Origin of the sequence: Actinoallomurus liliacearum (assembly GCF_039542035.1) — a bacterium.
Taxonomy (GTDB): domain Bacteria; phylum Actinomycetota; class Actinomycetes; order Streptosporangiales; family Streptosporangiaceae; genus Actinoallomurus; species Actinoallomurus liliacearum.
This window is the reverse complement of the sequence record NZ_BAABHJ010000005.1, coordinates 231,533-255,869: the sequence shown is the minus strand read 5'-3', so window position 1 is coordinate 255,869 and position 24,337 is coordinate 231,533. Positions and strand designations below refer to the sequence as shown.

Annotated in this window: 20 protein-coding genes; 3 read left to right on the top strand and 17 right to left on the bottom strand. The window is 72.7% G+C overall.

The features are described 5' to 3' along the window. Position 1 precedes the first annotated feature (1 nt). The 7 genes from ABD978_RS08880 to ABD978_RS08850 are packed head-to-tail and all read right to left on the bottom strand — an operon-like array spanning position 2 to position 9,281. Positions 2-1,042, bottom strand: a complete 1,041-nt coding sequence (locus tag ABD978_RS08880) for an ATP-grasp domain-containing protein (protein ID WP_345351342.1) — start codon at positions 1,040-1,042, stop codon at positions 2-4. After that, the gene (locus ABD978_RS08875; protein ID WP_345351339.1) at positions 1,035-1,661 is read right to left on the bottom strand and encodes a GAF domain-containing protein; all 627 of its coding nucleotides are present in this window, start codon (positions 1,659-1,661) and stop codon (positions 1,035-1,037) included. Before ABD978_RS08875 ends, ABD978_RS08880 begins: the two co-directional genes overlap by 8 nt. Beyond that, entirely contained in the window at positions 1,651-2,523 is an 873-nt protein-coding gene (locus ABD978_RS08870; RefSeq protein WP_345351336.1) for a S8 family serine peptidase, read from the bottom strand. The genes ABD978_RS08875 and ABD978_RS08870 overlap by 11 nt, the downstream gene beginning before the upstream one ends. Further along, a complete protein-coding gene (locus tag ABD978_RS08865) occupies positions 2,520-5,765 on the bottom strand; it encodes an AAA family ATPase (RefSeq protein WP_345351333.1) in 3,246 nt (1,081 codons plus the stop codon). Before ABD978_RS08865 ends, ABD978_RS08870 begins: the two co-directional genes overlap by 4 nt. Beyond that, the gene (locus ABD978_RS08860) at positions 5,762-7,183 is read right to left on the bottom strand and encodes an MFS transporter (RefSeq protein ID WP_345351330.1); all 1,422 of its coding nucleotides are present in this window, start codon (positions 7,181-7,183) and stop codon (positions 5,762-5,764) included. Before ABD978_RS08860 ends, ABD978_RS08865 begins: the two co-directional genes overlap by 4 nt. Next, positions 7,183-8,094, bottom strand: a complete 912-nt coding sequence (locus tag ABD978_RS08855) for a DUF6895 family protein (protein WP_345351327.1) — start codon at positions 8,092-8,094, stop codon at positions 7,183-7,185. Before ABD978_RS08855 ends, ABD978_RS08860 begins: the two co-directional genes overlap by 1 nt. A gap of 2 nt (positions 8,095-8,096) precedes the next feature. After that, the gene (locus ABD978_RS08850; protein WP_345351324.1) at positions 8,097-9,281 is read right to left on the bottom strand and encodes a radical SAM protein; all 1,185 of its coding nucleotides are present in this window, start codon (positions 9,279-9,281) and stop codon (positions 8,097-8,099) included. Between the two features lie 203 nt (positions 9,282-9,484). On the opposite strand from ABD978_RS08850, the gene ABD978_RS08845 reads away from it, so the two are divergent. Then, positions 9,485-10,615 (top strand): YcaO-like family protein, encoded by a 1,131-nt coding sequence (locus tag ABD978_RS08845; RefSeq protein ID WP_345351321.1) that lies wholly within the window; start codon positions 9,485-9,487, stop codon positions 10,613-10,615. Between the two features lie 61 nt (positions 10,616-10,676). Next, positions 10,677-12,047, top strand: a complete 1,371-nt coding sequence (locus ABD978_RS08840) for a TfuA-like protein (RefSeq protein WP_345351318.1) — start codon at positions 10,677-10,679, stop codon at positions 12,045-12,047. Here the strand turns inward: ABD978_RS08840 and ABD978_RS08835 are convergent. The 9 genes from ABD978_RS08835 to ABD978_RS08790 form a co-directional block, all read right to left on the bottom strand. After that, positions 11,987-12,892 carry a DUF6895 family protein gene (locus ABD978_RS08835; RefSeq protein ID WP_425550687.1) on the bottom strand — a complete coding sequence of 302 codons (906 nt, stop codon included), beginning with the start codon at positions 12,890-12,892 and terminating at the stop codon, positions 11,987-11,989. The two genes, ABD978_RS08840 and ABD978_RS08835, sit on opposite strands and share 61 nt — an antisense overlap. Before the next feature lie 1,155 nt (positions 12,893-14,047). Next, positions 14,048-16,252, bottom strand: coding sequence for a prolyl oligopeptidase family serine peptidase (locus tag ABD978_RS08825; RefSeq protein ID WP_345351309.1), 2,205 nt, complete (start codon positions 16,250-16,252; stop codon positions 14,048-14,050). Between the two features lie 127 nt (positions 16,253-16,379). After that, a complete protein-coding gene (locus ABD978_RS08820) occupies positions 16,380-16,502 on the bottom strand; it encodes a hypothetical protein (protein ID WP_345351306.1) in 123 nt (40 codons plus the stop codon). A gap of 233 nt (positions 16,503-16,735) precedes the next feature. Further along, positions 16,736-16,864: a hypothetical protein gene (locus tag ABD978_RS08815; RefSeq protein ID WP_345351303.1), complete on the bottom strand. Its 129-nt coding sequence runs from the start codon at positions 16,862-16,864 to the stop codon at positions 16,736-16,738. A 112-nt stretch (positions 16,865-16,976) separates the two neighbouring features. Then, positions 16,977-17,120, bottom strand: coding sequence for a hypothetical protein (locus tag ABD978_RS08810; protein ID WP_345351300.1), 144 nt, complete (start codon positions 17,118-17,120; stop codon positions 16,977-16,979). A 25-nt stretch (positions 17,121-17,145) separates the two neighbouring features. Continuing rightward, on the bottom strand, positions 17,146-18,942 hold the full coding sequence (locus ABD978_RS08805; RefSeq protein ID WP_345351297.1) for an AfsR/SARP family transcriptional regulator: 1,797 nt from the start codon (positions 18,940-18,942) through the stop codon (positions 17,146-17,148). A 1-nt stretch (position 18,943) separates the two neighbouring features. Beyond that, a complete protein-coding gene (locus ABD978_RS08800; RefSeq protein WP_345351294.1) occupies positions 18,944-19,135 on the bottom strand; it encodes an aroma-sacti cluster domain-containing protein in 192 nt (63 codons plus the stop codon). Then, positions 19,125-19,631, bottom strand: a complete 507-nt coding sequence (locus tag ABD978_RS08795; protein ID WP_345351291.1) for a helix-turn-helix domain-containing protein — start codon at positions 19,629-19,631, stop codon at positions 19,125-19,127. The genes ABD978_RS08800 and ABD978_RS08795 overlap by 11 nt, the downstream gene beginning before the upstream one ends. A gap of 1,006 nt (positions 19,632-20,637) precedes the next feature. Continuing rightward, a complete protein-coding gene (locus ABD978_RS08790; RefSeq protein WP_345351289.1) occupies positions 20,638-22,122 on the bottom strand; it encodes an MFS transporter in 1,485 nt (494 codons plus the stop codon). A 165-nt stretch (positions 22,123-22,287) separates the two neighbouring features. Between ABD978_RS08790 and ABD978_RS08785 the strand changes: the two genes are divergently transcribed. Continuing rightward, positions 22,288-22,734 (top strand): MarR family winged helix-turn-helix transcriptional regulator, encoded by a 447-nt coding sequence (locus ABD978_RS08785; protein WP_345351286.1) that lies wholly within the window; start codon positions 22,288-22,290, stop codon positions 22,732-22,734. A 69-nt stretch (positions 22,735-22,803) separates the two neighbouring features. On the opposite strand, the gene ABD978_RS08780 is transcribed toward ABD978_RS08785, so the two are convergent. After that, the gene (locus ABD978_RS08780) at positions 22,804-24,303 is read right to left on the bottom strand and encodes a hypothetical protein (RefSeq protein ID WP_345351283.1); all 1,500 of its coding nucleotides are present in this window, start codon (positions 24,301-24,303) and stop codon (positions 22,804-22,806) included. Positions 24,304-24,337 lie beyond the last annotated feature (34 nt).

Here is a 24,337-nt window from a genome sequence, read left to right as displayed (position 1 = left end):
GTCACCGGGTGCGGGTCGGGCGCGTGAGGAAGCCGAGGAGGTCGAAGGAGCCGGTCAGTGCTTCGCGGTGCAGGTCGGTGAGCATGCGGGTCACCGCGGTCGTGACCGCGGTGACGCCGGCCCTCTCCTCCGCCCAGCGCCAGTCGCCGTCCGGGTTGGCCTCCAGGAAGACCGGGACGCCGTCGCGGAGGAGGAAGTCGAACGCGCCGTAGCGGAGTGACATCGCGGCGGCGAGACGCGTGGTCGCGGACAGCACCGCCGCGGGCGGTTCGGCGGACCGGACCTCGACCCGGTCCGCCGCGGTCCACGGATCGGCGGGCGACTCCTTGCCGACCTCGAATCCGTGCACCTGCCCGGCCACGTAGTAGACCCGCCACTCGGCCTCGTGCTCGACGTACTCCTGCACGAGGACGGGCGGGCCGGGGCAGGGGCGGCCGGGCAGGGCGGCCCGCTCGACGATCGTGGGGAAGATCCCGCTCAGCCGCCCCGGCGCCGCCTCGACGAAGTGCCGGTGGACGGCCTTCACGACCAGCCGCGGGCACGTGAACGCGTCCCGCGCGTGGGACGGGTCGGTGGTCAGCATCGTCCGCGGCACCGCGACCTCGTGGCGGCGGGCGAGGCGCAGCTGGGACAGCGGCCCCGGCCCGTACGGGCCGATGCCGGTCGGGGAGATCGCCGCCAGTTCGCCGGCCGCGGCCTGCCAGGACTCCTGGAGGAACATCCGGTGCGCCGGGTCGCCGCCGTCCTCGATCGCGCGTACCGCGAAGTGCCTGGTCCAGGTCACGGTCGGGACGATCCATCGGCCCCGCACGCAGGCGGCGCGGCCGTCCGTGTCGACCACCAGGCAGGCGGCGGTCAGTTCGTCGGAGTTCAGCCGGAGCGCGCGGACCCCCGCGCCGGCGAGCAGGTCCTGCACCGAGTCCAGGTCGGCGTCGCAGGAGCGGCTGAGGAGCAGGACGCAGGGTACGGGCCGCGGCCGGACGTCGAGGACGCGGGCGGGTTCGGAGAGCTGGTCGAAGAAGGCCGCGACGCCGTCAGGCATCGCCGTCGGCCAGCAGTTCGTCGGCCATGACCAGGAGCTTGGTCACCGTGGCGGTCACGTGCTCGGGCGCCGTGGGGAGCCGTTCGGCCACGCGGCGCAGCAGCGGCAGGTCGAACTCCGGGCTCCGCGCGGGCGGAGCCGTGTCCCGTACCTGGACGAGCAGTTCCAGGACACTGGCCATCTCGGTCGCCAGGAGGCCGAGCGAGTTCATGTCGCCGAGGTCGCAGCGCGGGCGGCTGTCGCGGTCCAGCACCTCGAGCACGCCGATGCACTCGCCGTCCGCGATCAGCGGCGCGGCCATGATGCTGCGCGGCACGTAGCCGGTGGACTCGGCGGCTCCCCGGGCGAACATCGGGTTCTCCGACACGTCGTCGACGACGAGCGGCTGGCCGCCCAGCACCGCCCAGCCGGCGATTCCCGTGCCGGCCGGGAAGCGGGTCCCCGGCAGGTGCTCGTCGCCCTCGCCCGCGACCGCCTCGAAGACCAGCTCGCCGGTCGCCTGGTCCACCAGCAGCACGGACGTGGCGGCGGCGCCGAAGATGCTGCGGGCCACTTCCACGAAGGACTGGAGCAGCCTCTGCTGCGTCAGGTCGGCGCTCTCCGGCAGGTCAGTCGGCATGCGCGCCTCCAGTGGGTTCGGCGACGTTCTCGGCGGCCGAGTAGAGGACGGACTTGAGCTGGAACGGGGTGAGCGAACGGTGCTTGCTGAGAATGAGCGCGCTGATGCCCGCGATGTGCGGGGTCGCGAAGCTGTTGCCGGTGCTGAGGATCTCCCGGCCACCGCTCCAGGCCACGCGTACCCGCACTCCGCGCGCGTAGAACTCGACCGGCGGCGACGGGTTGTAGTAGTAGGTCATCGGGTCCGGCCCGTCATGGCTGGCCACCGAGATGACCGCCGCGAACGGCCACGGATAGCTGCGTACCGGCATGTTGTGGGCGGACGCGACGATGACGCAACGCCGGAAGTACGCGCGGTCCGACAGCTCGCGCAGCGCGTCGCAGAACTGCGGCTTCGTCGTCGACAGGCTCATGTTGATGATGTCGTAGCCCTCGTCGATCGCCCAGCCCAGCCCAGCCAGGAGGGCGGCGCCCGTGCCGTGCCTGCCGCCCGCCAGGACGCGTACGGAGGTGAGCGACACGGCGGGGGCGATGGACCGGATCACGCTCGCGCACGCCGTGCCGTGACCCGCCTCGTCGCTGGGCTCGGTCGGCACGACGACCGGCCCGTCCTCTCCGGGGACCACGTCCATGGCACGGTCCAGCCCGCCGACGAGGGGATGCGACGCGTCCACGCCGCTGTCGAGCACGCACACCCGGATCCCGGAGCCGTCGGCGTCCCCCCAGGCCCACTCCCGGGTCACGGACCCGATCGGACTGACCTCGAAGCGTTCCTCGGGTACGGCGGACGCCGGCATGCTCCAGGCCGGCACGCCCGGGAAGTGGTCCCGCGGCGGCTTCCGCCACGGCGGAAGATCGATCATGAGGCCTCCCCCGGTCCGCCGGTCCGCAGCCACGCGCGCACCCGGTCGGCCGGCAGCGTGGCGCCCTTCGTCTCGAACCTGCGCAGGGCCGCGGTGCCCTCGATCATCGCCTGGTCGGTCCGGCCGGCCGCTCTGAGCACGATCGCGAGGTCGAGGAGCGTCTCCCCGGCGAGGCAGAGGTCGTCGGCGTCGATGCTGAGGTCCCGGGCGGCCGTCGCCGCCGTCACCGCCTCACCGTGCCGCCCCTGCGCGGACGCGATCCGGCCGCGCAGCGCGGCCGAGCCGATCCGCGCGCGCAGGCTCGTGAGCCCGCCCTCCCGCTCGACCCGGTCCAGCGCGGACGCGGCGGCGGTGAACTGGTTCTGATGGAAGAGCTCCCGGGCGATCGCGACCTCGGTGGTCTGGGCGTCGATGGTGTTCCGGGTCGCGCGCAGCACGCTCAGGCTCTGGCGGTACCGCGCCTCGGCCGCGTCGTGCGCGCCGGCCAGCGACTCGACGAAGCCGTGCGCGTCCATGACCGCCGCGGCGGCGAGGTCGACGTGCAGGTCGCGGGAGTACGCCAACGCGTCCGCGAGCGTACGCCGCGCGCCGTCGATGTCGCCGGTGAGCGCCTCCAGGTGCGCTCGGGTCACCAGGACCGGGACGAGCAGGGCGCGGTTGGCGGCGAATCGGTCGGTCAGCATGGCGCACAGGTCCAGTCCCGGAACGGCCGGGGTCCGCGTCCACTGCGCCAGCTCGCAGATGGCGCAGAGCAGCCGGTCCTCCTCGTACCGGTCCCCCATGGCGCGCGCCTGTGTCAGCCCGAGCCGCAGCGACGCCTCCGCCGACGCGGCCCGTTCGGTCAGCAGGTCCAGGTAGGAGAGGAGCTGCCGCAGCCGGCACCAGCTGAGGTGGTCCTCGGGGTCGTCCTCCAGGGCCGCGGTGATCAGGGCCGCGTCCGCGGTGACCGTCTCCGCCGGCGCCCGGCCGAGGCGGAGCATGACGATGCCGCGCTGGATCGCGCACGTGGCCGAGTTGCGCCGATCGTCCGGCAGCGCGGCCTCGGCGGCGGCCAGCGCGCTCAGGCACCGCGCCTCGTCCCACAGCCACAGTCCGGCGTCGCAGATGTGCAGCGCGAGCGGGGTGTGCCTCGCGTCGCCGGCCGGGAGCAGGTCGCGGCCGCGCTCCAGCAGTTGGACCGCCGCCGGCAGGTCCTTGCGGTTCAGCGCGTTCATGCCCTCCGCGATCAGGGTGTTCGCCGCCGTCTCCGCCAGCGGCGGCAGGCTCGGGCTGCCCGGCCGCAGCTCCCGGCGCAACCGGCAGGCGGCCTCGACGTGGTACGCCAGGGCCATCGCGTCCTGCGAATGCCGTCCGGACAGCCATTCGGCCAGGAGGTCGTGCCAGTGCGCGCGCCGCGTCTTGGGCGTGAAGTCGTACGCGGTGTCGCGCAACAGCGCCTGGGCGAACCGGAACGTGCCGGCCGGGCCGCGCTGGAAGACCCGCCGCCGGACCAGCCGCGCCAGCAGCTCGTCGGTCACGGCGGCGCCGATTCCGTCCGCGTCGGCCATCACCTGGAGCAGGTCCCGGGTGAACTCCCGCCCGATGACCGCGGCGACCTCCAGCAGCCTGCGTTCGGTGGCGGGCAGCCGGTCCAGCCGCGCGCCCAGCATCGCCTGGATCGTGGGCGGCGTCTGGGCGCCGGGGGCGGTCTCGGCCAGCACGTCCACCAGCAGCTCGGCGAACAGCGGATTCCCGTCGCACTGCGCGGCGACGCGGCCGTACACGTCCTGGTACTCCTGCGGGTACACGTCGCTCTGCAGGACCAGGCGGCTGACCAGCTCCGCGCTCTGCTCGTAGGTCAGCTCGCCGAGCTCCAGCGTCATCGCGGACGGCTTCCCGCCGCCCCAGGCCGGGCGGACGTCCAGCAGCTCGGTACGGGCGACGCACAGCAGCAGGACGGGAACGTCGTCCAGCCAGGTCGTGATCTCGTCGATGAGGTCCAGGAGGGTCGCCTCCGCCCAGTGCAGATCCTCCCAGACCAGAATCACGGGGCGTTCCCGGCTGAGGACGTCCAGCAGGTGCCGTACCGCCCAGGCGATGTCCTCGACCCCGACCTGACCGGTGTCCCCGCCCCGGCCGACCTCCTCGTCCCGGCCGTCGTCCCCGGCCCACTGGTCGTCCGCGCCTCGGGCCATGTCCCCGCCGCGGTCGGTCTCCTCGTCCTGGCCGGGGTCCGCGTCCTCGCCCACGACCGTGGTCAGGGTTCGCGCCGCCAAGCGGTGTGCCCTCCGGGCCGCCGGATCGGCGGCCCCGTCGAGGAGCCTGGTGATCGCCGGCCAGCCTCCCGGGTACGAGCCGAGCATCTCCGCCAGCGGCTTGTACGTGATGCCCCGGCCGTACGCCGAGCAGCGCCCGAACAGCACGGTCACCTCGTCGTCCGCCAGCGTGGCGAGGAACTCCTGGACCAGCCGCGACTTGCCGAGCCCGGGCACGCCGAGCACCGTGGCCAGGCAGACCTGCCGTCTCTGCCTGGCGCGCCGGAAGACGTGCCGCAGCTCGTCCAGTTCGTCGTCGCGGCCGATGAACGGCGTCGCCGGCGCGGGCCGGTCCTCGCGCGGGACCGCATCGGTGACGCGCCAGGCCGGAACCGGGCGGGCCTTGCCCTTCAGCCGCAGCGGCGCGACCGGATCGATGCCGACCCTGCCGCGGACCATGGCGGCGGTGTCGGCGCAGAGCAGGATCTCCCCCGGCTGGGCGGCGGTCTGCAGCCGGCTCGCGGTGTTGACCGAGTCGCCGATGACGCGGAAGTCCTCGCCGGGCATCGTGATCACCACGACGTCCCCGGTGCAGATCCCGGCCCGCGCCTCCAGCCTCACCTGGTAGTGAGCGCTCAGCTCGGCACTGACGTCCTCCAGCGCCGCGAGCGCCCCGGCGGCGGCGCGTGCCGCGCGGACCGCGTCGTCCTCGTGGGCGACGGTGGCGCCGAAGGCGGCGAGGATCGCGTCGCCGATGAACTTCTCCACCGCCCCGCCGTGCTCGGCGATGCACGCTCCGCAGGCCGCGAAGTAGCGGTCCATGATCTGCCGCAACGGCTCGGGGTCCAGCCGTTCCGCGAGCGCGGTGGAGCCGACGATGTCCAGGAACAGCATGGACACCTTCTTGCGCGTCTCCTGCTGCGCCGTCCCGGCCGCCAGCGGGGCGCCGCAGCCCGCGCAGAACCGATCCGACTCGCCGGTGTGCCGTCCGCAGGCGGGGCAGCTCACCGAGTGCCACCCGGCGTCCGGGCGGCGCGCGCCGCGTCGGGCCCGGGCACCGCGTCGGGCGCCGGTGTCGCCTCGGGTGCGGACGCCGCCTCGGGCTCCGAGGCCGGTTCTGGCTCGGAGACCGGTTCTGGCTCGGAAGTGGGGAGGGCGATGCTTGCGTAGACACCGGCGAGCATGACGAGGACGCCGGCCAGCGCGAAGATCGTGTCGATGGGGCCGAACCGCAGGCCGGCCGCCGAGCCCGCGAAGTTCCGTAGGCCGGAGCCGGCGAGCCAGCCGGCCGCGAGCGCGCCCAGCATCGACGCCAACCGCGTGGCGGGATAGAACACGGCCATCACCCGGCCCGTGTACTCCCGGGTCGCCGCGTCGAGCAGCATCGGCGACATCGCGGCGTTCAGCATGGTGAGCGGAACCGCGAAGGCGAAGATCGAGGCGACGCCGCCGACGAAGCCGCCCTGGCGGGAGTAGACGACCAGCATCAGGCCACTGACCAGCAGGCCGATCCAGGTGGTCCGGCGCGCCCCGATCCACCCCACCACCCGGCCGGAACACAGCGCGCCGGCGACGCCGCCGAGGCCCATCGCCATGCCGAGGTAGCCGTACAGGTGCGCGGACGCGTGCAGGTTCCGGGTCACGAAGAAGACGTTCAGGGTGTTCAGGGAGCCGGTACCGACCTGGCCGATCACGGCGAGCGCCAGCAGCGCCATCAGGAAGCGGTTGCCGGCGAAGAAGCGCAGTCCGGCCACGAACTCCTGACGTAGCCCCATCCGCCCGGACTCCTCGGTCCTGCGCAGGACGTCGTCCGGCCCGGGCGCGACCGACCGGATGGCGACGTACGACACGGCGTACGACAGCGCGTTCAACAGCAGCGCCCACTGCAGTCCGACGCTGAACAGCAGTGGCGCGGCGAGCGGCGGCCCGATGATCCAGGCCGTCTGCGCGGTCGCCTGGGCGATGCCGGCCGCCCGGGCCCGGTCGGCTTCTCCGGTCACGTGGTCCCCGATGACCGCGAACCGCGCCGGGATGAAGAACTGGCCGGCGGCGTTCAGCGTGAACACGGTCACGTAGATGAGGCCGAGCCACACCCCGACCGGGAGAACGCGGGCGGGCAGGAACGAGATGACGGTCAGCAGGGCCACCAGCGCGCCGCGGATCACCTCCGTACGGAGCATGACGCCGCGCCGGCTCCACCGGTCGACGAACACCCCCGCGAGCGGGCCGACGAGCAGCACCGCGCCGCCGGTCGCGACCATGACGCCGCTGACCGCCTCCGGGCCCCACGGTCGCCCCTTGGCCAGGACGGCCGCCACCCACAACACCAGAGTGGTGCTGAAGACGGCGTCCCCCACCGACGAGACGACCTGCCCGACCCACAGCCGGGTGTAGGCGGGGTTGATCAGCGTCAGCCGACGGGCCATCAGGGGCGCGCCGAGGTGAGCATCAACGACATGAGGGCCGTGACGATCGACGTGTGGTACGCCTTCCGGAAGGACTCGGCCGCCGAGACGGGGGTCGTCGCGAGGAGCGCCGCCGATCGGGCGGGGATCGCGCCGTCGGAGGCCTGAGCCCGCACGAGGCACTCGACGGCGGCGACTCCCGACGGTGTGTCCAGCGGGTCGTGGCCCAGGCAGAACCGCGTCATGACGAGTTCGCCGACCAGGTCCCACCGGTCGTGCTCGACGCAGTGGTCCAGCATCCGGCGGGCGAGGTCGTCGGTCCGCTCCAGCGCGTAGGCCGGCCCCGGCTTCTGGCGGCCGAAGTCGCTGAGGAAGAAGCTCGAGTGCGTGAGGGCGTACGCGTCCTCGGTGGACAGCGGTGCGCCGTCCGAGGCCGCCGTGCCCACCAGAGTCACCAGGGGACTCAGCGCGACGAGTTCCTCGTACGGTTCGACGTCGTGCTCGGCGCCGGCCTTGTCCGCGTAGAAGCGGGTCTCCAGCCGCTGGTACGGCGACTGACCGCGCGAGGAGAGGTGGCCGTCGGCGACCAGTCGCGCGATCGTGTCCCGGCACAGCCGGTCGTCGATCCCGGTGGGCGCCAGCGCGGCGTAGATCAGTCCGTACCGGGGGGCGTACTCGGGCTGGGAGTCGATGAGCCGCTGGAACTCGAGGCTCTGCCAGAGCGCCCGGATGAGCGCGGCGCCTTCGCTCAGGCGGTCGTCCCGTGCGTCGAACCGGCTCTGGCAGTGACAGAGCAGCGCGAGTTCCAGCACGGCCTTCACCGGTCCGTGCGTCGCCGACCGGGCGCTCGCGGACCACGGGTCGAAGAACTCCAGGTTGTGCCCCAGCCAGTCGAGCGTTCCCTCGGCCAGTCGGTCAAGAGTCGACGGCATGGTCACAGGCGCCCCATCTCGTCCAGGGAATCGAGCAGGGCCGCGTCCACGGCGTCGTGGAAGTCCGCGAGCGTCCGATCGTCCTCGCCGTACTGGTACAGGTCCTCGCACGCGATCCAGCGCTCCCCGGTCACGGCGGCGGGCAGGTACCCCTCGGTGACCGTGCCGACCTTCCAGTCGGGTTTGCCCGCGGTCTCCCAGCAGCTCGACAGCGTCCCGTCCGCGCTCACCACCGCGCCGTACCGGCCCGCGTGACCGCAGGTGTTGCACTGCCGGCGCGCCTGCGGGCGGGCCACGGTGAAGCCCAGCTCGAGGGCCCGGCGGTGCCACCGGGTGAAGGACGCCGCCAGCTCGCCCGTGTGCAGCAGGTCGTTCCCGTATCCGACGCCGACGTCCCCGACCCGGGCGAAGTAGATCGAGCACCGGGCGGGGTCGAGCGCCGCCGAGAGACGTCCGATCAGCGCGTCGATCCCCCGGTGGTTGTGGTGGGAGACGTTGACCCGCAGGAGCCAGTGGATCGTCGACGCCTCGGACGCGCGGGCGATGTTGCGAACGATGGTGTCGAAGGTCCCGCCGTGCGACCGCCGTACGCGGATCCGGTCGTGGTCCGCGCGGTCACCGTCGAAGGTGACCTGGATCGTGTCGAGCCCCAGGCCGGACAGCTCCCGGGCCAACCGCGGGGTCAGCAGGGTCGCGTTGGAGATCATCCAGGCGCGCGCCAGACCGTAGTCCGCGGCCCGGGCCAGCAGTTCGAGGCAGCCGCGGGCGTTGAGCAGGGGTTCCCCGCCGAACAGCAGGATCGTGAGCCTCTCCAGCTCGGCCGCCGCCATCCGCCGGCCGGCGAACTCCAGGATCGACGTGATGGTCTCCGACGTCAGCCGCGCGTGGGTGATCCGCGGCGGGCGGGTGCCGCCCGCCGTGTCCTGGCCGACGTTCTGGAAGCAGTAGCCACAGCCCAGATTGCAATCGGTGCTCGTCAGGACGGTCAGCGAGTAGCCCTTCCTCGGCGCGGTGGACAGCAGCCCGCGCTCGTCCAGCTGCCGTTCCGTGCCCGGCCGCAGCGTTCCGTCGGGAGCCAGGTGTCCGGGGCGGAGGCGTGCCACTCCGCCGGGGCCGAGAAACCACCAGTTCCGCTCTCCCTTGAGGAGTCGCGCACCACTCTCCCGGTCGGCCTCGTCCAGGTCCACTGCACCCTCCCCGGCCGGACACGGCGTTCGTCACGCCCGGCAATCCGAAGCTAGGGATTCGCGGTATGAGGACGATTGGTCACCGGTTCGAAACCGGTATGACCGCAGCGTGCGGGCGTCCAGGGCGACGCGCTGGCCCGAAGGTCGCATGGAGCCGTTCCGACCGGCAGGTGACCATGGTCTCCGGCTATCGAGGAGTGATGATGCCGGACACCATCGCCTACCGGACCGGCACCTATCGGACCGCCGACCCGGAGGAGACCTGGGAGCGGGTACACCGGGGGCTGTCGCGCTTCGGCATCACCCGAGTCGCCGACATCACCCGGCTGGACGACATCGGGCTTCCGGTCCACGTGGCGTACCGGCCCGCCGGCCTCACCTACGCGGTCAGCATCGGCACCGGCGACACGGCCGCGCAGTCCCGGGTCAGCGCGGTCATGGAGAGCATCGAGACCTGGCACGCGGAGAACCTCACCCTGCCGACGGCCGCCCGGGCCCCCGCCGCGGCGCTCGACCTCGGCTACGACGTCCGGGCGCTGAATCTGGCTCCGCGGTCCCCGCTGACCTCCTCCGTGGTACTGGACTGGGTGAGCGGGCGCGGCCTGCTGACCGGCCGCGAGATTCTCGCCCCCGTCGACTGCATCCGGCTGGACTGCACCAGGGCGCACGACTGGGCCACGGTGTTCTTCTGGCCGACCAGCGCGGGCCTCGCGACCGGGAACACGGAGGCCGAGGCCGTACTCCACGCCCTGCACGAACTCGTCGAGCGGGCGACCGTGGCCGCCCTCCGTGACGCGCCGCTCGCGCGGCGCCGCCACGTGGATCCGGACAGCTGTTCCGACCCGGTGACGCGACGGATCCTGGACGCGCTGCGGGCGGCGGCCTGCTCCGTCCTGGTCCGCGACATCACCGGACCGGCCGGGCTGTCGTGCTACGCCGCGACCGTCTGGTCCGAGGACGTCCCCATCCGGTGCGCCGGGTACGCGTGTCACGTGGATCCGTCGATCGCACTGGGCCGGGCGATGGCGGAGGCCGTGCTGACCCGGCTGGCCGTGATCTCCGGGGCGCGCGACGACATCGACGGCGAGGTGTACTACGAGATGTCCGCGCCGCCCGATCCCGTCGATCCGGTCCCCATCCCCGGTGAGGTCGCCTGGGCCGACGACGGCGACCTCGGCTCGGTGATCCGGCACTGCGCGTCCCGGGTGGCCGCGGTGACCGGCTGCGAGCCGTTCGTGGTCCGGCTGGACCACGAGGACATCGGCATCCCCGCCGTCAAGGTCATCGCCCCCGGCATGAGCGTCACGCACGCCGGACCGGAGGTACCGCGATGAGCCGGGCGACGACCGGAGGTACCGCGGCGAGCCGAGCGCACGTTCGACCGGAGGTACGGGCATGAGACGGTACGTGGTGTTCGTCGGGCCGTCGCTGCCGCGCGCGGAGGTCGCCGCGCTCCTGCCGGACGCGGAGATCCGGCCGCCGGTACGCCACGGCGACCTGCTGCGCCTGGACGTCGGCGCCGAAGACGCCGTCCTGATCATCGACGGGCTCTTCCTCCAGACCGCGTCGGTCCGGCACCGGGAGATCATGTACCTGCTGCAGCGCGGGGTCACCGTGGCCGGCAGCTCCAGCATGGGGGCGCTGCGCGCGGCGGAATTGTGGCCGTACGGCATGCGCGGCTTCGGGGAGATCTTCCGGCTCTACCGGGACGGTGAGATCGACGGGGACGACGAGGTGGCGATCGTGCACGGCACGGCCGAGGACGGCCACCGCGCCTACAGCGACCCCCTGGTCGGCATCCGGATCGCGCTCCGCGACGCGGCGGCGGCCGGCGCCATCGGCCAGGACGACGCGCGGCTGATGGTCGACCTGGCCGTCGCCATGCCGTTCCGGTCCCGTGGCTTCCGCGCGCTGGAGACGGTCGCCCGCGGTCACCTCCCGGCTCACGTGATCGAGGCGTTCCGGTCCTGGCGGTCGGCGCGCGACCCGGACGCCAAGGCGGCCGACGCCCGGCTGCTGCTGGCGGCCGCCGCGGCCGGCGACCCGGAGTTGCGCCCGGCCGGCCTCGGCGACCGGCCGGTCCGCAACGTGCACACGTGGGACTTCGAGATGTGGGAGCACCGCTACCACGGCGCCGAGGCCGACGGCGCGTGGGTCGCCGACGCCGACGCCGCCACCGCACTCCGCCTGGTCCATCCCGCGTTCCCGGGCCTGCACCGCCGTCAGGTCCTGGCCAGGGTCGCCGGCCTCGACCCGGACCACCCGGCGCTGGCCGAGCACGCCGTCGCCGTCGCGCGGGCGCGCGGACTCGAGCCGCCGCGGCGGGACGGCTGGCTCACCGAGCAGGACCTCGCGGGATCCGCGGACGAGGCGCTCGCCACCCTGCTGGTCCGCGCGTTCGGTGTGACGCACGGCAGGGCGTGGACCAAGTGGGACCTGCCACCGGAGCTACGGACCCCGGCGGCGATGGCCTGGGGCCGCGAGGTCGTCGCCGCCGCGCGGCGATGCCGTGAACGGTTGCTCGGTCCCGTGCCCGACGGAGGGACGCGCCGGCGGTTCCGCGCGGAGGTCGCCGACCGGGTGATCGCCGGAGAGTGGGGCTGTGACCCCGGCGACCTGACGGGCCACGCCTGGGATCGGGGCATCGCCGATCTCGCCGCGCTCCGGCGGCTCGCCGAGCCGTTCGTCGCCCTGCTGAAGAGCCGTCAGGCGGGTGACGCCGAGATGATCAGTGACGCCAGCGCGGTCACGAGCGTCGCCTGGTAGGCCTTGCGGAACAGCATGACCGGCGTCGCGGACTCGTCCGCCCGGTCGGTGGACGATCGGCCGGGCATCGCGCCGTCGGGCCGCTGCGCCCGCGCGAGCAGTCGTAGGCCGGCCGCTCCCGACGGCGTGCGCGCCGGGTCGGCGCCGAGGCAGAACTGCGCGAGCAGGAGCTTGCCGACGAGATCCCACTCCCCGCGCCGCACGCTGTGCTCCGTCAGCTCCTCCACGACGCCCAGCGCTCGCTCGCGTTCCTCGGAGGTCAGACCGGAGTCGCGGAAGCCGAAGTCGCTGAGGTAGAAGACGGTGTGCGTGACGTTGCACACGTCCAGGTCGGCCACCGGCAGCGCTCGCCGGGCCAGCAGGCTGGACTCGTACAGCTCCCGGTACGACTCGATCAGATGGGGCGCTCCGGCGAGATCGGCGTAGTACCGCGTCTCCAGGCGCAGGTACGGCGACTTACGGTTCGGTGCGAGGTAGCCGTCGGCCGCCAGCCGGGCGAGCACGGCCCGGTGCGGGCCCTCCGGGGCGGGCGCCAGCCCGGCGTACATCACCTGGAACTGCCGCGCGTAGCGCGGATCGAGGGCGAGGAGCCGGACGAATTCGGGGCTCCGCCAGACGCGTTCGACGAGGGCGGTCACCTCATCCAGGCCCGAGTCCCCCGGCCGGGCCTTCGCCCAGTGGTGACGCAGCTGCGCCAGTTGCAGGAAGGCCTTCGCTCGTGGGGTGGCCCGTATTTCCGTGCGCGCCGAGGCGGAGTCGAGGTACCCCGCGTTGGCCCGTATCCAGCGCAACGCGCTCGCCGACAGTGCGGCCGGTTCCGCCGACTCGACCGATCGAGTGTCCATGCCCTCGCCTCTCGCCTCCGTGAGCCACCTGTTCGATGACGTCGGCCGCGCGGGCGGCGCCGTTCGCCGCGGCCAGCCTGCGGCCGAGCTCGCCGGCGCGCCTCCGCAGCACCGGGTCCCGCCAGGCCGACGCCAGCAGCGCCGACGGCTCCGGCGTCGGCACGCCCGGGACCCGTACGGCCACGCCGGCCCGGACGCACGCGCCCGCCAGCAGCGGCTGCTCGGAGCCGTTGGGCGAGACGCCGAGCGGCCGCCCGCGCAGCAGCGCCGCCAGCACCGGTGCCGACGTGCCGCTGGTCAGCACCAGCCCGGCCCGGTCGATGAGCGGCCCCATCCACCGCTTCCGTACGAGCAGGATGTCGGCGCCGGGATCGGGGCGCGGATCCGTCGACCGGCCCTGCTCGACCACGGCCTGGAACGGACCGCCGGTGAAGGCGGCGTTCAGGGCCGGCCACTTGTCGGCGCCGCCGAAGAAACGGCCCAGATGCGCGTACACGACGGGCTTGCCGGACCTGTGCAGGTGGGCCTCGATCGCGGCAAGGTCGGCCGCGTCCGCCGCCGGCTCCCAGGCCAGCGGCCCGACGTGGTGCACCCGCTCGGGCAGCACCGCGCCCGGGTACTCCAGCGCGGGATCGCCGCGGAGCAGGAGCGCGTCGCCGAGCAGCGGATCCTCCCTGGACCCGCGCGCGGCCAGGCCGGCCTGCTCGCGTACGGCGGCGTAGAGTCGCATCGACTCGCCGGTCCGGTTCTCTCGGGTCCGGCCCAGGGGCGGTTCGCCCTCGCCGCCGGCGCGGTACGTCCACAGGTGGACCGACAGCCCGACCACCGCCACCGGGATGTCCAGCACCTCGGCCGCGAGCAGAGCACCGTTGCACAGCACCGAGGTGACCAGCAGGTCGGCGCCCGCCTGCGTGGCGGCGCGCAGCGTCGCCCGGTACTGCGCGAGGCCGGTGGGGCCCCACCACGTCGCGGAGAATCCACGCCGCCCGCCGAAGTCCTCCGCCGCCGCGAACGACAGCCCGGCCTCGGCCGCGATCGAGGCCGCCGTGGCCCGGCCCAGCACGCTGACGATGTGTCCTCGGCGGCGCAGCTCCAGGCCGGCCGCGATCGTCGGGTAGAGGTAGCCTCCGTCGCTGAGCGGGCAGAGCAGGATCCTCATGACGCGGCCGGGTGGTCGAGCGCCGCGCGGCCTACCTCGCCTGGCGCCTCGCGGCCCTCTTGGCCGAGCGCAGCAGAGTTCACATGGCCGGGCGCGTCAAGGCCGACGTGGGCGGCGAGGAAGGCCAGGGTCTCCCCGTGCAGCGCGACCGTACGGGACGTGGCGCGGTCCCCGTGACCCACCCCGCGTTCGAGCCGGAGCAGCACCGGCCCGCCGGACGAGGCGTGCTGCAGCGCGGCGCACATCTTGCGCGCGTGCAGCGGATCCGTCCTGGTATCCCCGTCGGCGACGGTGAACAGCACCGGCGGGTACGCCGTGCCAGAGGTGACGCGGTGGTACGGGGAGTAGCCGAGCAGCGTGCGCAGCTGCGCCGGATCGCTCGCGCTGCCGTACTCGGGCACCCAACTCGGCCCCAGCCCGGACAGCTCGTAGCGGACCATGTCCAGCAGCGGCGACATGCACACGACCGCGGCGTACTTGTCCGGACGCTGGGTGAGCGCCGCGCCCACCAGCAGCCCGCCGTTGGAGCCGCCCATGACCGCGAGCCGGCCGGGCCGGGACCAGCCGGTCGCGACCAGGTGGTCGGCGGCCGCGGCGAAGTCGTCGAACGTGTTCTGCTTGTGCTCCCGGCTGCCGGCGCGGTGCCACGGTTCGCCCTCCTCGCCGCCGCCGCGCAGGCACGCCCAGGCGAACACTCCGCCGGCCCTGACCCAGGCGAGGACCCGAGGGGTGTACCGGGGTGACATCGACGCGGCGAAGCCCCCGTACCCGGTGAGCAGGGTCGGCCGCGGCGTGTCCGGGCGACCGGCCGCGGAGATCACGAACATCCGTACGGTCGTCCCGTCGCGGGACTGGAAGGCGACCTGCCGGGACGCGACACCCTCCACTCCCGGCCCCGGGGCCGACCCGCCCGGCGCCCAGGGCGTGACCCGGCCGGTGCGCCCGTCATAGCGGAGGACGTACGGTGGCGTGGCGAAGTCGGTGTAGGTGAACCACGCCTCATGGCCCCCGTCAGGCCGTACCGAGAAGAGGCCGACCGAGCCCGTACCGGGCAGCGCGATGGTGTCCATCCGGCGGCCGTCGGTCAGGTCGTGCACCGTCACCTCCGCCGCCGCGTGGCGCACCCAGGTGACCAGCCCGATGGGGTGGGCGAGTTCCGGGCCGGTCAGCACGGCGAGGTCGGTGAGCACGGCGTCGGCGCGTTCGGCGATCACCTCGCGCCAGCCGTCGGGGCCACGGTCGAGGTCCGCCGGACGGCACGCGACGACGCGACCGTGCGCGGCACCGTGGTCGGTGCGCAGCCAGACCGTGTCGTACGGGCCGGTGCCGGACGCGATGTGCAGCCGGGTCCGGGCGCGCGTCCCCTCCTGGACCGGCCGCAGCCGCGGGCGCTCCGGCGGACCGGCGGACAGGTCGGCCAGGTGGACGTCGGTGGCCCGCCCGGTACCGGTCGTCGCGGTGACGGTGAGCCAGCGGCCGTCCGCCGTGACGGCCACGCTGTAGAACCGGGTCTTGTCCCACCCGTCGCCGAACACCACGACGTCCTCGTCCGGTGCGGCGCCAACGCGGTGCAGGCAGACCCGGCGGTGGTAACGCTCCTCACCGAAACGCGTCCCGAGGTACCGCACGTAGTAGAACATCGCGCCGCCGGGCAGCCAGCCGATCGAGGACCTCCGCACCCGATCGATCGGACCGTCGACGACCGACCCGGTGGCCACGTCGAGCACCCACAGGAGCGAGTCCTCGGTGCCGTCCCGAGAGATCTGGTACGCGAGCAGGTCGCCCTCGACGGACGGCTCCCAGGCGTCCAGCACGGTCCGTCCGGTCGGATCCAGGACGCACGGGTCGAGCAGCATCCGCTCCCCCGCCTCGCCGTCGGCGACGAAGAGGGCCGGGTGATCCCGGTCGGCGCGTTGCCGCAGCCAGAAGGTCCGGCCGCCGCGCACCTTCGGCGTCAGCACCCGGTCGGTCGCGGTGCGGGCCGCGACCTCCGCCGTCCAGCGGTCCAGGCCGGGCCAGGTCTCGCGTTCCGCCTGGTAGAGAGTGTCCTGTTCGGCGCTCCACCGCGCCGTCCGGGGATCCGCGGGGTCCTCCAGCCAGCGGTACGGGTCGGGGACGCGCTGTCCGTGGAGCTCCTGCACCACGCCCTCGCGCGGCGCCTCCGGGTACCGGCGACGCGCTCGCGCGGTGGCCGCTTCCAATGACTGCTCCGTGATGGCGGGCTCCCTGGTGGCGGATCCGGGAACGACGGGCGGGTCATCCGGCCGCCGGCCGGCGGAGACCGCCGGAGGCGACGAATGTCCCGCCCGTCGTCACGTCGTGGAGTCGTCAGCCGTCGGTCTGGCTGCTGCCGTTGATGATGCAACCGGCGTTGAGCTCTTCGTCCTCGTCGCCGTGCGCGACGACCTCGATGTCCTCGGCCTCGGGTGCCTTGTCCTCGGGCTCAAGCATGGCGTTCCTCCTCGCGTCGCATGGCGTCCGTTACGCCCCGACTGTCCACAAGGTAGGAAGGCGCGGTATGGGGACGGCTTGCCGCCGGTTCGATAGTGGTAAACGGCGCGGATGCCGAGTGGTGAGCGGCGCGGACCGTGCGCGCGAAAGACGGGCGGGACATCCGATCTCCGGCGAAGTGGCTCGCCGGGAGACTCGGATGATCCCGCCCGTCTCAGATCCGCGCGACCAGGTCAGTTGATGACGCAGCCCGCGCCGGGGTCGGTGCTCTCCTCGGGCTCGGCGTCGGTGTGCGCGACGACCTCGACCTCTTCGGGCTCGGTCTCGGCGGGTGCGTGCGCGGTCTCCTCGGGCTCGGGCATGGGAGTCCCTCCTTGAACTGCACGGCGTCCGTTACGCCTGATGATTCGAAAGATAGGCCGACGCGGTATGGCGACGGCTGGTCACCGGTTCGATAGCGGTAAACAGGGAGGATCAGGAACCGTCCGGACCGTCGTTCCCCAGGTCGAGGATGCAGCACCCGTCCGGGCCATCGGTGGGCCGGCCGTGCGCGACGACCTCGATCTCTTCGGACTCGGTCTCGGCGAGTCCCTGGATGTTCTCCTCGGGCTCGGGCATGGAATCCCTCCTTTCCGCGCGCTCTCTACGCCATTTCTGTCGAAGCGTAGGAACGAGCAGTATGGGATTGGCCGAGCGCCGGTTCGATATCGGTTAAGGGCGTGCTGCGCGCGGCCATCTCCCGGGCATAGGCATAAGGCAGCACGGGGATCTCGTAACGGACGGTGTGCGCGATCCTCTCCACACGGGGGACGGTGATGATGCTGGCCTCCAGCAGGCTCTCCAGCACCCGTACCGCCGTGGCCTCGTCGGCGCCCAGCACGGCGGCGGCCTGTTGCAGGGTGAAGACCGGTTCGGGGAGCATGCCGAGCCGCGGCACCGCGCGGTGCGCCGGCTCGGGCAGTTCGCCGATGGCCTCGGCCAGCCGCGCCCGGATCGCGACGTCCCCCGCGGTCAGTTCGTCCAGCAGGGCCCGGGTGCCCGCCATCCGCGCGGCGTACTCCCGCAGCGGCACATGGTGCAGCAGCGCCAGGCGCTCGGCGACGAGCCGGACCCCGAGCGGCAGCCAGCCGGCCGCCGCGACGATCAGCTCCGCGGAGGGCCGGTCCGCGGTGACCCGCTCCGTGCCGATCAACCGTCCCAGGAGGCCCACCGCCTCGTGCATGGCGAAGGACGAGATCCAGAGCCGGTAGGCGGCGTCCAGGCCGGCGAGGCGGGACCGGGCGGTCACGATCACCGCGCTGTCCCCCGACTCGGGCAGCAGCGGCCGGACCTCCGACTCCCGCCGGGCGTCGTCGACGATCACCAGCGCCCGGCGGCCGGCCAGCCAGAGCTGCCAGGCGCGCCGCGCCTCCGACGGCGATCCGGGCGAAGCCGTCGGCAGGAGCCGGGACACCACGTCCTCGAGCGGGCGCGGGCTCCCGTCCTCGCCGCGCAGCCGGACGAACACGCGGCCGTCCGGGAAGTGGTCACCGAGCCGGTGGGCCACGCGCACCGCGATGGCGGTCTTGCCCGCGCCGAGCGGCCCGGTCACGACGGCCAGCCGATTCCCGCCGCTGGTCAGGGCATCCGCCAGTTGCCGGGTGACCGCCGCCCGACCGGTGAACGTCGGCAGGTCCCAGGGCAGCAGGCTGAGTGGCACCGTACGGCGTGCCGGAGGTTCGGCCGGCGACGACGCGGCCGGGCCCTGCTCGCGCAGCAGCGACTGGTAGAAGCCGGCCAGCGCCGGGCTCGGGGAGAGCCCGAGCTCGCGCGCCAGCGACTGGCGGAGTTCGTCGTAGACCGCCAGCGCCTCCGAGCGCCGCCCCACCTGGCACAGCGCGGTCATCTGGGTCATCCGCAGCCGCTCGCGGAGCGGATGGCGCCGCGCGACCTCGCCGACGTGCTCGATCACCTTCGCTCCGCCGCCCGCGGCGATCTCCCGCTCCGCCCAGTCCTCGAAGACGGCGAGGAAACGCTGCTCCAGCCGGTGCGCGGCGGCCTCGATGAGAGGAACCCCGCGGAACCCGTCGAGGACCGGCCCGTGCCATAGGCCGAGGGCGTCGGCCAGGGCGCCCGCCCGGGCCTGCTGCTCGAAGCCGAGTGAGTCGAGCTCGGCGGGGGTCGCGTGGAACACGTATCCGCCGTTCCGGAAACTGATGCGCCCGGCGCCCCCGCCGACGAGCCGGCGCAGCGCGGAGACGTACACCTGGATGTTCTTGCGGGCCGTCCGCGGCGGCGCGTCGTCCCACAGCGCCTCCACCAGAGAGTCGAACGACACCAGTGAGTTCGCGTGGCAGAGCAGAGCGGCTAATACGATCTGCTGTTTCCGCGATCCGAGATCGACGGGGTGGTCGTTCTCCAGCACCCGCAGGGAGCCGAGAATCCCGAAGCGGGGGCCCATCTCACGCGATCTTGATGATGAGGGAGTGTCCTTCGACTTCGGCGTCCGAGACGGCGTCCAGACGCTGTTTGACGGAGTTGAGGACGGCAACTTCCTGTTCGGTGAGCCCGGCGAGGACATCGCGTTGGGCCGTGGTCAGCAGATCGACCGGGTTCCCGGCCTGCCGGAGGGCGGCGAGCGCGTCAAAGGTCATGGTCCCCTCCTGTGTTGTATGCGGCCACATCGTCACCTGCGGCTGGGGCCGAATCCATGAGACCTTCGGGCCAGGCGGCATCCATGGCCGTGGTCCAAGAGAAGATCAGAGCGGACAGGCCGGCCTGCAGCCGTGACCGGAGTTCCAGCTTCGTGAGGATGGCGGTGACGTACCGCTTGACGGTACGTTCGCTGATCTTCAGCTCGCGGGCGATCGACCGGTTGTCGTAACCCAGGCCGAGCAATCGGAAGACCGTGCGTTCCCGGGGTGTGAGCGTCCGCGTCAGCAGCAGCGCCGCGGCCAGCGGTTGTGGCAGTTCGGGCCGCAGGGACGCTCCACAGCTCGGGCAGGCGGGCAGGGGGCCGGTTATCGGCCGTCGGGGCCGCGGACGAGGATCGCCCGCGGCCGGCGAATCGCGCACCGAAGGTACGGCGTCGAAGTCCCGGAAGTAATGACGATCTTCGACGGGGCCGCCGTCCAAATGTCGCTCACCCATGCGGGGGCGCCGGCTACCCGCGCGGACCGGGGGGCGCGTTCTCCATGGTCACATCCGTACCTCCGTCCTCCCGATCAAGCCGAACAAGATCGTTCTCCCCAGAACTAATTGTCCGTCTAGTCCGTTATTCGGCGTAAGACCGGTTACATACCTTTCGTCGGCCAATGGTGGCCATGCCCGCAGGTCCGGTACTGACACGGCCTTCGAGCAGCCACCAGTCTTCACCATCGGCGGGGAAGGCGATCCCCTCCGGGAGGAGGCGGCGGGGAAGCCAGCGGATGTCCTCACCGACGTCGACGACCCCCGCCGACCTGCGGCTGGCCACCGTCGTCCACCACCGACAGCGGCCCGACCTCGCCCGCATCGGCATGCCCGGCTTCCGATGCCGCAGCGCTGGATCGGTGATCGGCCCCGATAGGTACAGGGCGGCACGGCCCCGGTCCGCAGCCCACGGCGTACCGAAGGCTCGGGGACCGCGGTGCAAGACGGGGACAAAGCCCGCATGTCAGCGCCATGGGTAGGGCCTTTGCCGAGCATCCGGCACGACCCCGCACGGCCGCCCCAAGGAGATGACGGACGATCTCCACAGATCACACCCAGGGTCGCCCAGCCTCTTTCACCCGCGTCTACGCAGAGGAGAATTCGTCTCCTCTGAGTGGACACCACCAGAAACGACGCCCCGCCCGGCCGGCGCCGCACGCACCCCTCGCCGTCACAAACCGACCAGCACGTGATCCACCGCACACGCCATGGACGACGAGTCCCGCGCCACTGCGATCCGCCGCGCTGACCTGACCTCGAACACGCGAAACACCCCGCGCGTACCGGCGAGGCGGCCCCCACAGCGTGGTCGCGGCGGCTGTCAGGACTCGGCGGGGGCGCGGTGCGGCGCTCGATCCTCAGGTCGCGGCCCACCGGAAAGTCCTCCGGAGACGAGGCACTGCGTGCGGGTGGACGTCCGCGCGCGAACCGCAGGCTCGAGCGGCTCGCGCGCGGGGGTCACGGGTCAGTTGTCGATCTCGGCCGGGCGGCGGTCGGTCACCGTGTCGGGGGCCGCGAGCCGGGGATCGGCGGCGCGGGCGGCCGGGATGGCGGCGGCGACGAGCGCGGCCACGAGAGCGACGCAACCACCGATCGCCAGGCCGCCGCGGAACCCGTTCTCGGAGGTGAAGGTGTAGCCGCCCATGGTGACGGTCAGCTGGGACAGGACCACGCCCATCACGGCGGCGCCGACCGAGGTGCCCAGCGACCGCATGAGGGTGTTGAAGCCGTTGGCCGCGGCGGTCTCGTTGAGCGGGACCGAGCTCATGATCAAGGCGGGCATCGCGCCGTACGCGAGGCCAACCCCGCTGTTGATGATCATCATGGCGAGCATGAGGCTCCAGGCCGAGCCCATCAGAAGCAGCGACACGCCGTACCCGATGGCCAGCACGAGGACGCCGCTGATCAGGGTGAACTTGGGGCCACGGGCGTTCGTGAGCTTCCCGCCCAGCGGGGACACGATCATCATCATGATGCCGCCGGGCGCCAGCCACAGACCGGCCGCGAGCATCGACTGGCCCAGACCGTAGCCGGTGGCCTTCGGGAACTGCAGCAACTGCGGCACGACCAGCATCGAGGCGTACATGCCGAACCCGACGAAGATCGAGGCCAGGTTCGTGAGCAGGACCCGGGGGCGGGCCGTCGTGCGCAGGTCGACGAGCGGCTCCCGGCTGCGCACCTCCCACACCCCCCAGGCGAGCAGGACCACGACGGCGGCGGCGAACAGGCCGAGCGTGGTGCCGGAGGTCCAGCCCCAGTCGGCGCCCTTGGAGACCGCCAGCAGCAGGCAGACCAGCCCGATGCCGAGTCCGATGGCACCGGGGGCGTCGAAGTGCTGGCCCTTGGCGCCGGCCGGAACGTTCGGGATCAGGAACCAGATCAGGACCGCGACGAGCGCGGCCAGCGCGGCCGAGGCCCAGAACAGCACGCGCCAGCTGGTGTACTCGGCGACGGCCGCGGCGATCGGCAGGCCCAGACCGCCGCCGATCCCCATGGACGCGCTGACCAGCGCGATGGAGGAGCTGAGCTTCTCGCGCGGGACCACGTCGCGCAGCAGCGCGATGCCGAGCGGCACCATGCCCATGCCCATGCCCTGCAGGCCGCGCCCGACGATCATTGGGACGACCGAGGAGGACAGCGCGCACACCACCGAGCCCGCGATCAGCGGCACCGCGCACACCAGGAGCATCGGGCGCTTGCCCACCAGGTCGCCCAGGCGGCCGAAGACCGGCACGCAGACGGCCCCCGCCAGCAGCGTGACGGTGATCACCCATGCGGCGTTCGAGGAGGTGGTGTGCAGGATCTTCGGCAGGTCCTGGATGAGCGGCGTGACCAGCGTCTGCATGATCGCTGCCGTGATGCCGGCCAGGGCCAGCGTGGTGACCACGCCGCCCGCGTGGGCCGCGTGGGTATCGACCGCGGGGCGGCCCGCGGGCTGGGAGGCGTCCAAGGGGGCTCCTCAGAGTTCACTCGTCATCGGTATGTGCATCATGCACACTGCTTGCATGATACACACGATGTGTATGGCGCAAGTCACTGTGAGAGGATGGTGACGGGCCGCTCTCCGGAGGTGGCGCGCCGAGCGGCCTGGGCATGAACCAGGAGGCGGAGGCAGATGAGCAGGCCCACGTACGACATCGAGTACGAGCACATGTTGCTCAGCCGGCACGGGCTCGGCAGGGGCAAGCATGGGGCCGGCACGCTGGACCGCAGCGCCTACGTCCTGCTCAGCCGCATCCGCGTCCAGGGGCCGATGTCGATCAGCGAGCTGAGCGACGCCTTCGGGCTCGACTTCTCGACTCTGCAACGCCAGACCACCGCGGCCATGCGCATCGGCCTGGTGGAGCGCATCCCCGACCCCGAAGGCGGCATGGCTCGCAAGTTCCGCATCACCGACAAGGGCGAGCAGATGCTCAACGAGGAGCGCGAGAGCCTCGTCGGCAACCTCGACAAGGTCATGTCCGACTGGCCGGACGAGGACATCGCCGCCTTCGCCGCGTACCTCCGCCGTTTCAACACGAGCATCGAACGCCTCAGCGGCCGGCCCTGGCCCCGCCCCTGAACCGGGCTCGCCGAGGAGACGCCGGACCGGCCGCCGGGAGTCCGGCGGCCGGTCCGTTCACCGCATGAGTCAGCCGACGCGGCCGAGGCGGACGCCCACCTGCGCGTCCTTGCCGTTCACTCCGAGGGTCGAGGCCCCGATGGTCGCCGAGCCCGTTCCGGTGACACCGTTCGCGGTGCCCTTCAGCAGGCTCACCGCGCCGTCGGTGCCGTTCTCCTTGGGCGCGCCGGCGATCAGGTCGGCGTAGCCGTCGGTGTTGACGTTCAGCATGGTGACCGTCCAGCCGAACGCGTCGTTCTTCTCCGCTGCGCCGGGCACGCCGGGGAAGCTCTGCGACACGGCCTGCGCGCCGGTGCCGGTGAGCCCGGACGCGGAGCCGTACAGCACGACCGCCTCGCCGGCGTGCGCCTGGGAGCTGACGGTGCGGTACGGCACGCCGACCGCGAGGTCGTACTTGCCGTCCTTGTTCACGTCGCCCGCCGACAGCGAGTAGCCGAACCGGTCGCCGGCCACCGCCGCGCCCGGCACGCCCGAGGTGCTCTGGGTGATCGTCTTGCCGGTCGCCAGGCCGACGTTCGCGTCGCCCGCGAAGATGGTGACGTGACCGCCCGTACCAGCGCTCTCGTCGGCGCCACCCGCGGCGATGTCCGCGTACCCGTCGCCGTCGAAGTCGGCCACGGCGAGGCTGTCCACCCGGGTGGTGACCGAGTTGGCGAGCGTGATGTCCGTCGACGTGAAGTTCCACACGTCGATGCCGGACGTCGGGGCGGCGGTGGCGATCCAGCCCAGGGCCAGCTCGGCCTTGTTGTCGCCGTTGATGTCGCCGATGGCCGGGATCATCGCGGTGAAGGTGCGCGCCGCCGCCGCGGAGGCGGTTCCCTTCTTCCCCGCCGGGACCTGGTGCGGCCTGCCGGACGGGCGGAAGCGCTGCGCCTTGACCTGCGCGGTGTTCGGGGCCGAGGTGTAGGTCCAGAAGTAACGGTCGCCGGGCGCCGTGTCGACCCAGTCGGTGTAACCGTCGCCGTCGAGGTCGCCCGCCGCCAGCGCGTACCCGAAGCGGTGATTCGCGCCGGCGTACCCCGACGGCTCGGAGATCGCGTCCGAGCCCGAGCCGGTCAGCCCGGACTTCGAGCCCCAGAGGATCGTCTCCGAGCCGGCGTTCGCGCCCGCGGAGGTGTCCTCGTCGGGCGCGCCGACGAGGAGATCGGCGTAGCCGTCGTGGTCGAAGTCCAGTGACGTGACCGAGTAGCCGAAGTGGTCGCCGGCCTCGGCGGCGCCGGGCACCCCGCTGCTGTTCTGGCTGAAGACCTGCTTCTTGCCCGTGTTCAGACCGGACGAGGAGCCGTACACGATGGTGACGAAGCCGGCGCCGGCGTGGCCGCTGACCGTGCCGTACGGGTTGCCGAGCGCGAGATCGGGATAGCCGTCGCCGTTGAAATCGTACGGCCGGACGACCTTGAGGGGCGCTGCCGCCCTGGGGAGTGGAGACGCGTGGGCGACGCCGGCCAGCCCGGCTCCGATCGCCGTGATGGCGGACACCGCCAGGGCACGCGTGACACCAGTTCTCAAAGAGCCTCCTAAGAACCGCCGCGCCGGAGAGAAC

What these genes read in the sequence shown, in the direction of transcription:
- ABD978_RS08880 (WP_345351342.1), bottom strand. Translation starts at nt 1,042, where the DNA reads ATGCCTGACGGCGTCGCGGCCTTCTTCGACCAGCTCTCCGAACCCGCC.
- ABD978_RS08875 (WP_345351339.1), bottom strand. Translation starts at nt 1,661, where the DNA reads ATGCCGACTGACCTGCCGGAGAGCGCCGACCTGACGCAGCAGAGGCTG.
- ABD978_RS08870 (WP_345351336.1), bottom strand. Translation starts at nt 2,523, where the DNA reads ATGATCGATCTTCCGCCGTGGCGGAAGCCGCCGCGGGACCACTTCCCG.
- ABD978_RS08860 (WP_345351330.1), bottom strand. Translation starts at nt 7,183, where the DNA reads ATGGCCCGTCGGCTGACGCTGATCAACCCCGCCTACACCCGGCTGTGG.
- ABD978_RS08855 (WP_345351327.1), bottom strand. Translation starts at nt 8,094, where the DNA reads ATGCCGTCGACTCTTGACCGACTGGCCGAGGGAACGCTCGACTGGCTG.
- ABD978_RS08845 (WP_345351321.1), top strand. Translation starts at nt 9,485, where the DNA reads ATGCCGGACACCATCGCCTACCGGACCGGCACCTATCGGACCGCCGAC.
- ABD978_RS08840 (WP_345351318.1), top strand. Translation starts at nt 10,677, where the DNA reads ATGAGACGGTACGTGGTGTTCGTCGGGCCGTCGCTGCCGCGCGCGGAG.
- ABD978_RS08835 (WP_425550687.1), bottom strand. Translation starts at nt 12,892, where the DNA reads ATGGACACTCGATCGGTCGAGTCGGCGGAACCGGCCGCACTGTCGGCG.
- ABD978_RS08820 (WP_345351306.1), bottom strand. Translation starts at nt 16,502, where the DNA reads ATGCTTGAGCCCGAGGACAAGGCACCCGAGGCCGAGGACATCGAGGTC.
- ABD978_RS08815 (WP_345351303.1), bottom strand. Translation starts at nt 16,864, where the DNA reads ATGCCCGAGCCCGAGGAGACCGCGCACGCACCCGCCGAGACCGAGCCC.
- ABD978_RS08810 (WP_345351300.1), bottom strand. Translation starts at nt 17,120, where the DNA reads ATGCCCGAGCCCGAGGAGAACATCCAGGGACTCGCCGAGACCGAGTCC.
- ABD978_RS08805 (WP_345351297.1), bottom strand. Translation starts at nt 18,942, where the DNA reads ATGGGCCCCCGCTTCGGGATTCTCGGCTCCCTGCGGGTGCTGGAGAAC.
- ABD978_RS08800 (WP_345351294.1), bottom strand. Translation starts at nt 19,135, where the DNA reads ATGACCTTTGACGCGCTCGCCGCCCTCCGGCAGGCCGGGAACCCGGTC.
- ABD978_RS08795 (WP_345351291.1), bottom strand. Translation starts at nt 19,631, where the DNA reads ATGGGTGAGCGACATTTGGACGGCGGCCCCGTCGAAGATCGTCATTAC.
- ABD978_RS08785 (WP_345351286.1), top strand. Translation starts at nt 22,288, where the DNA reads ATGAGCAGGCCCACGTACGACATCGAGTACGAGCACATGTTGCTCAGC.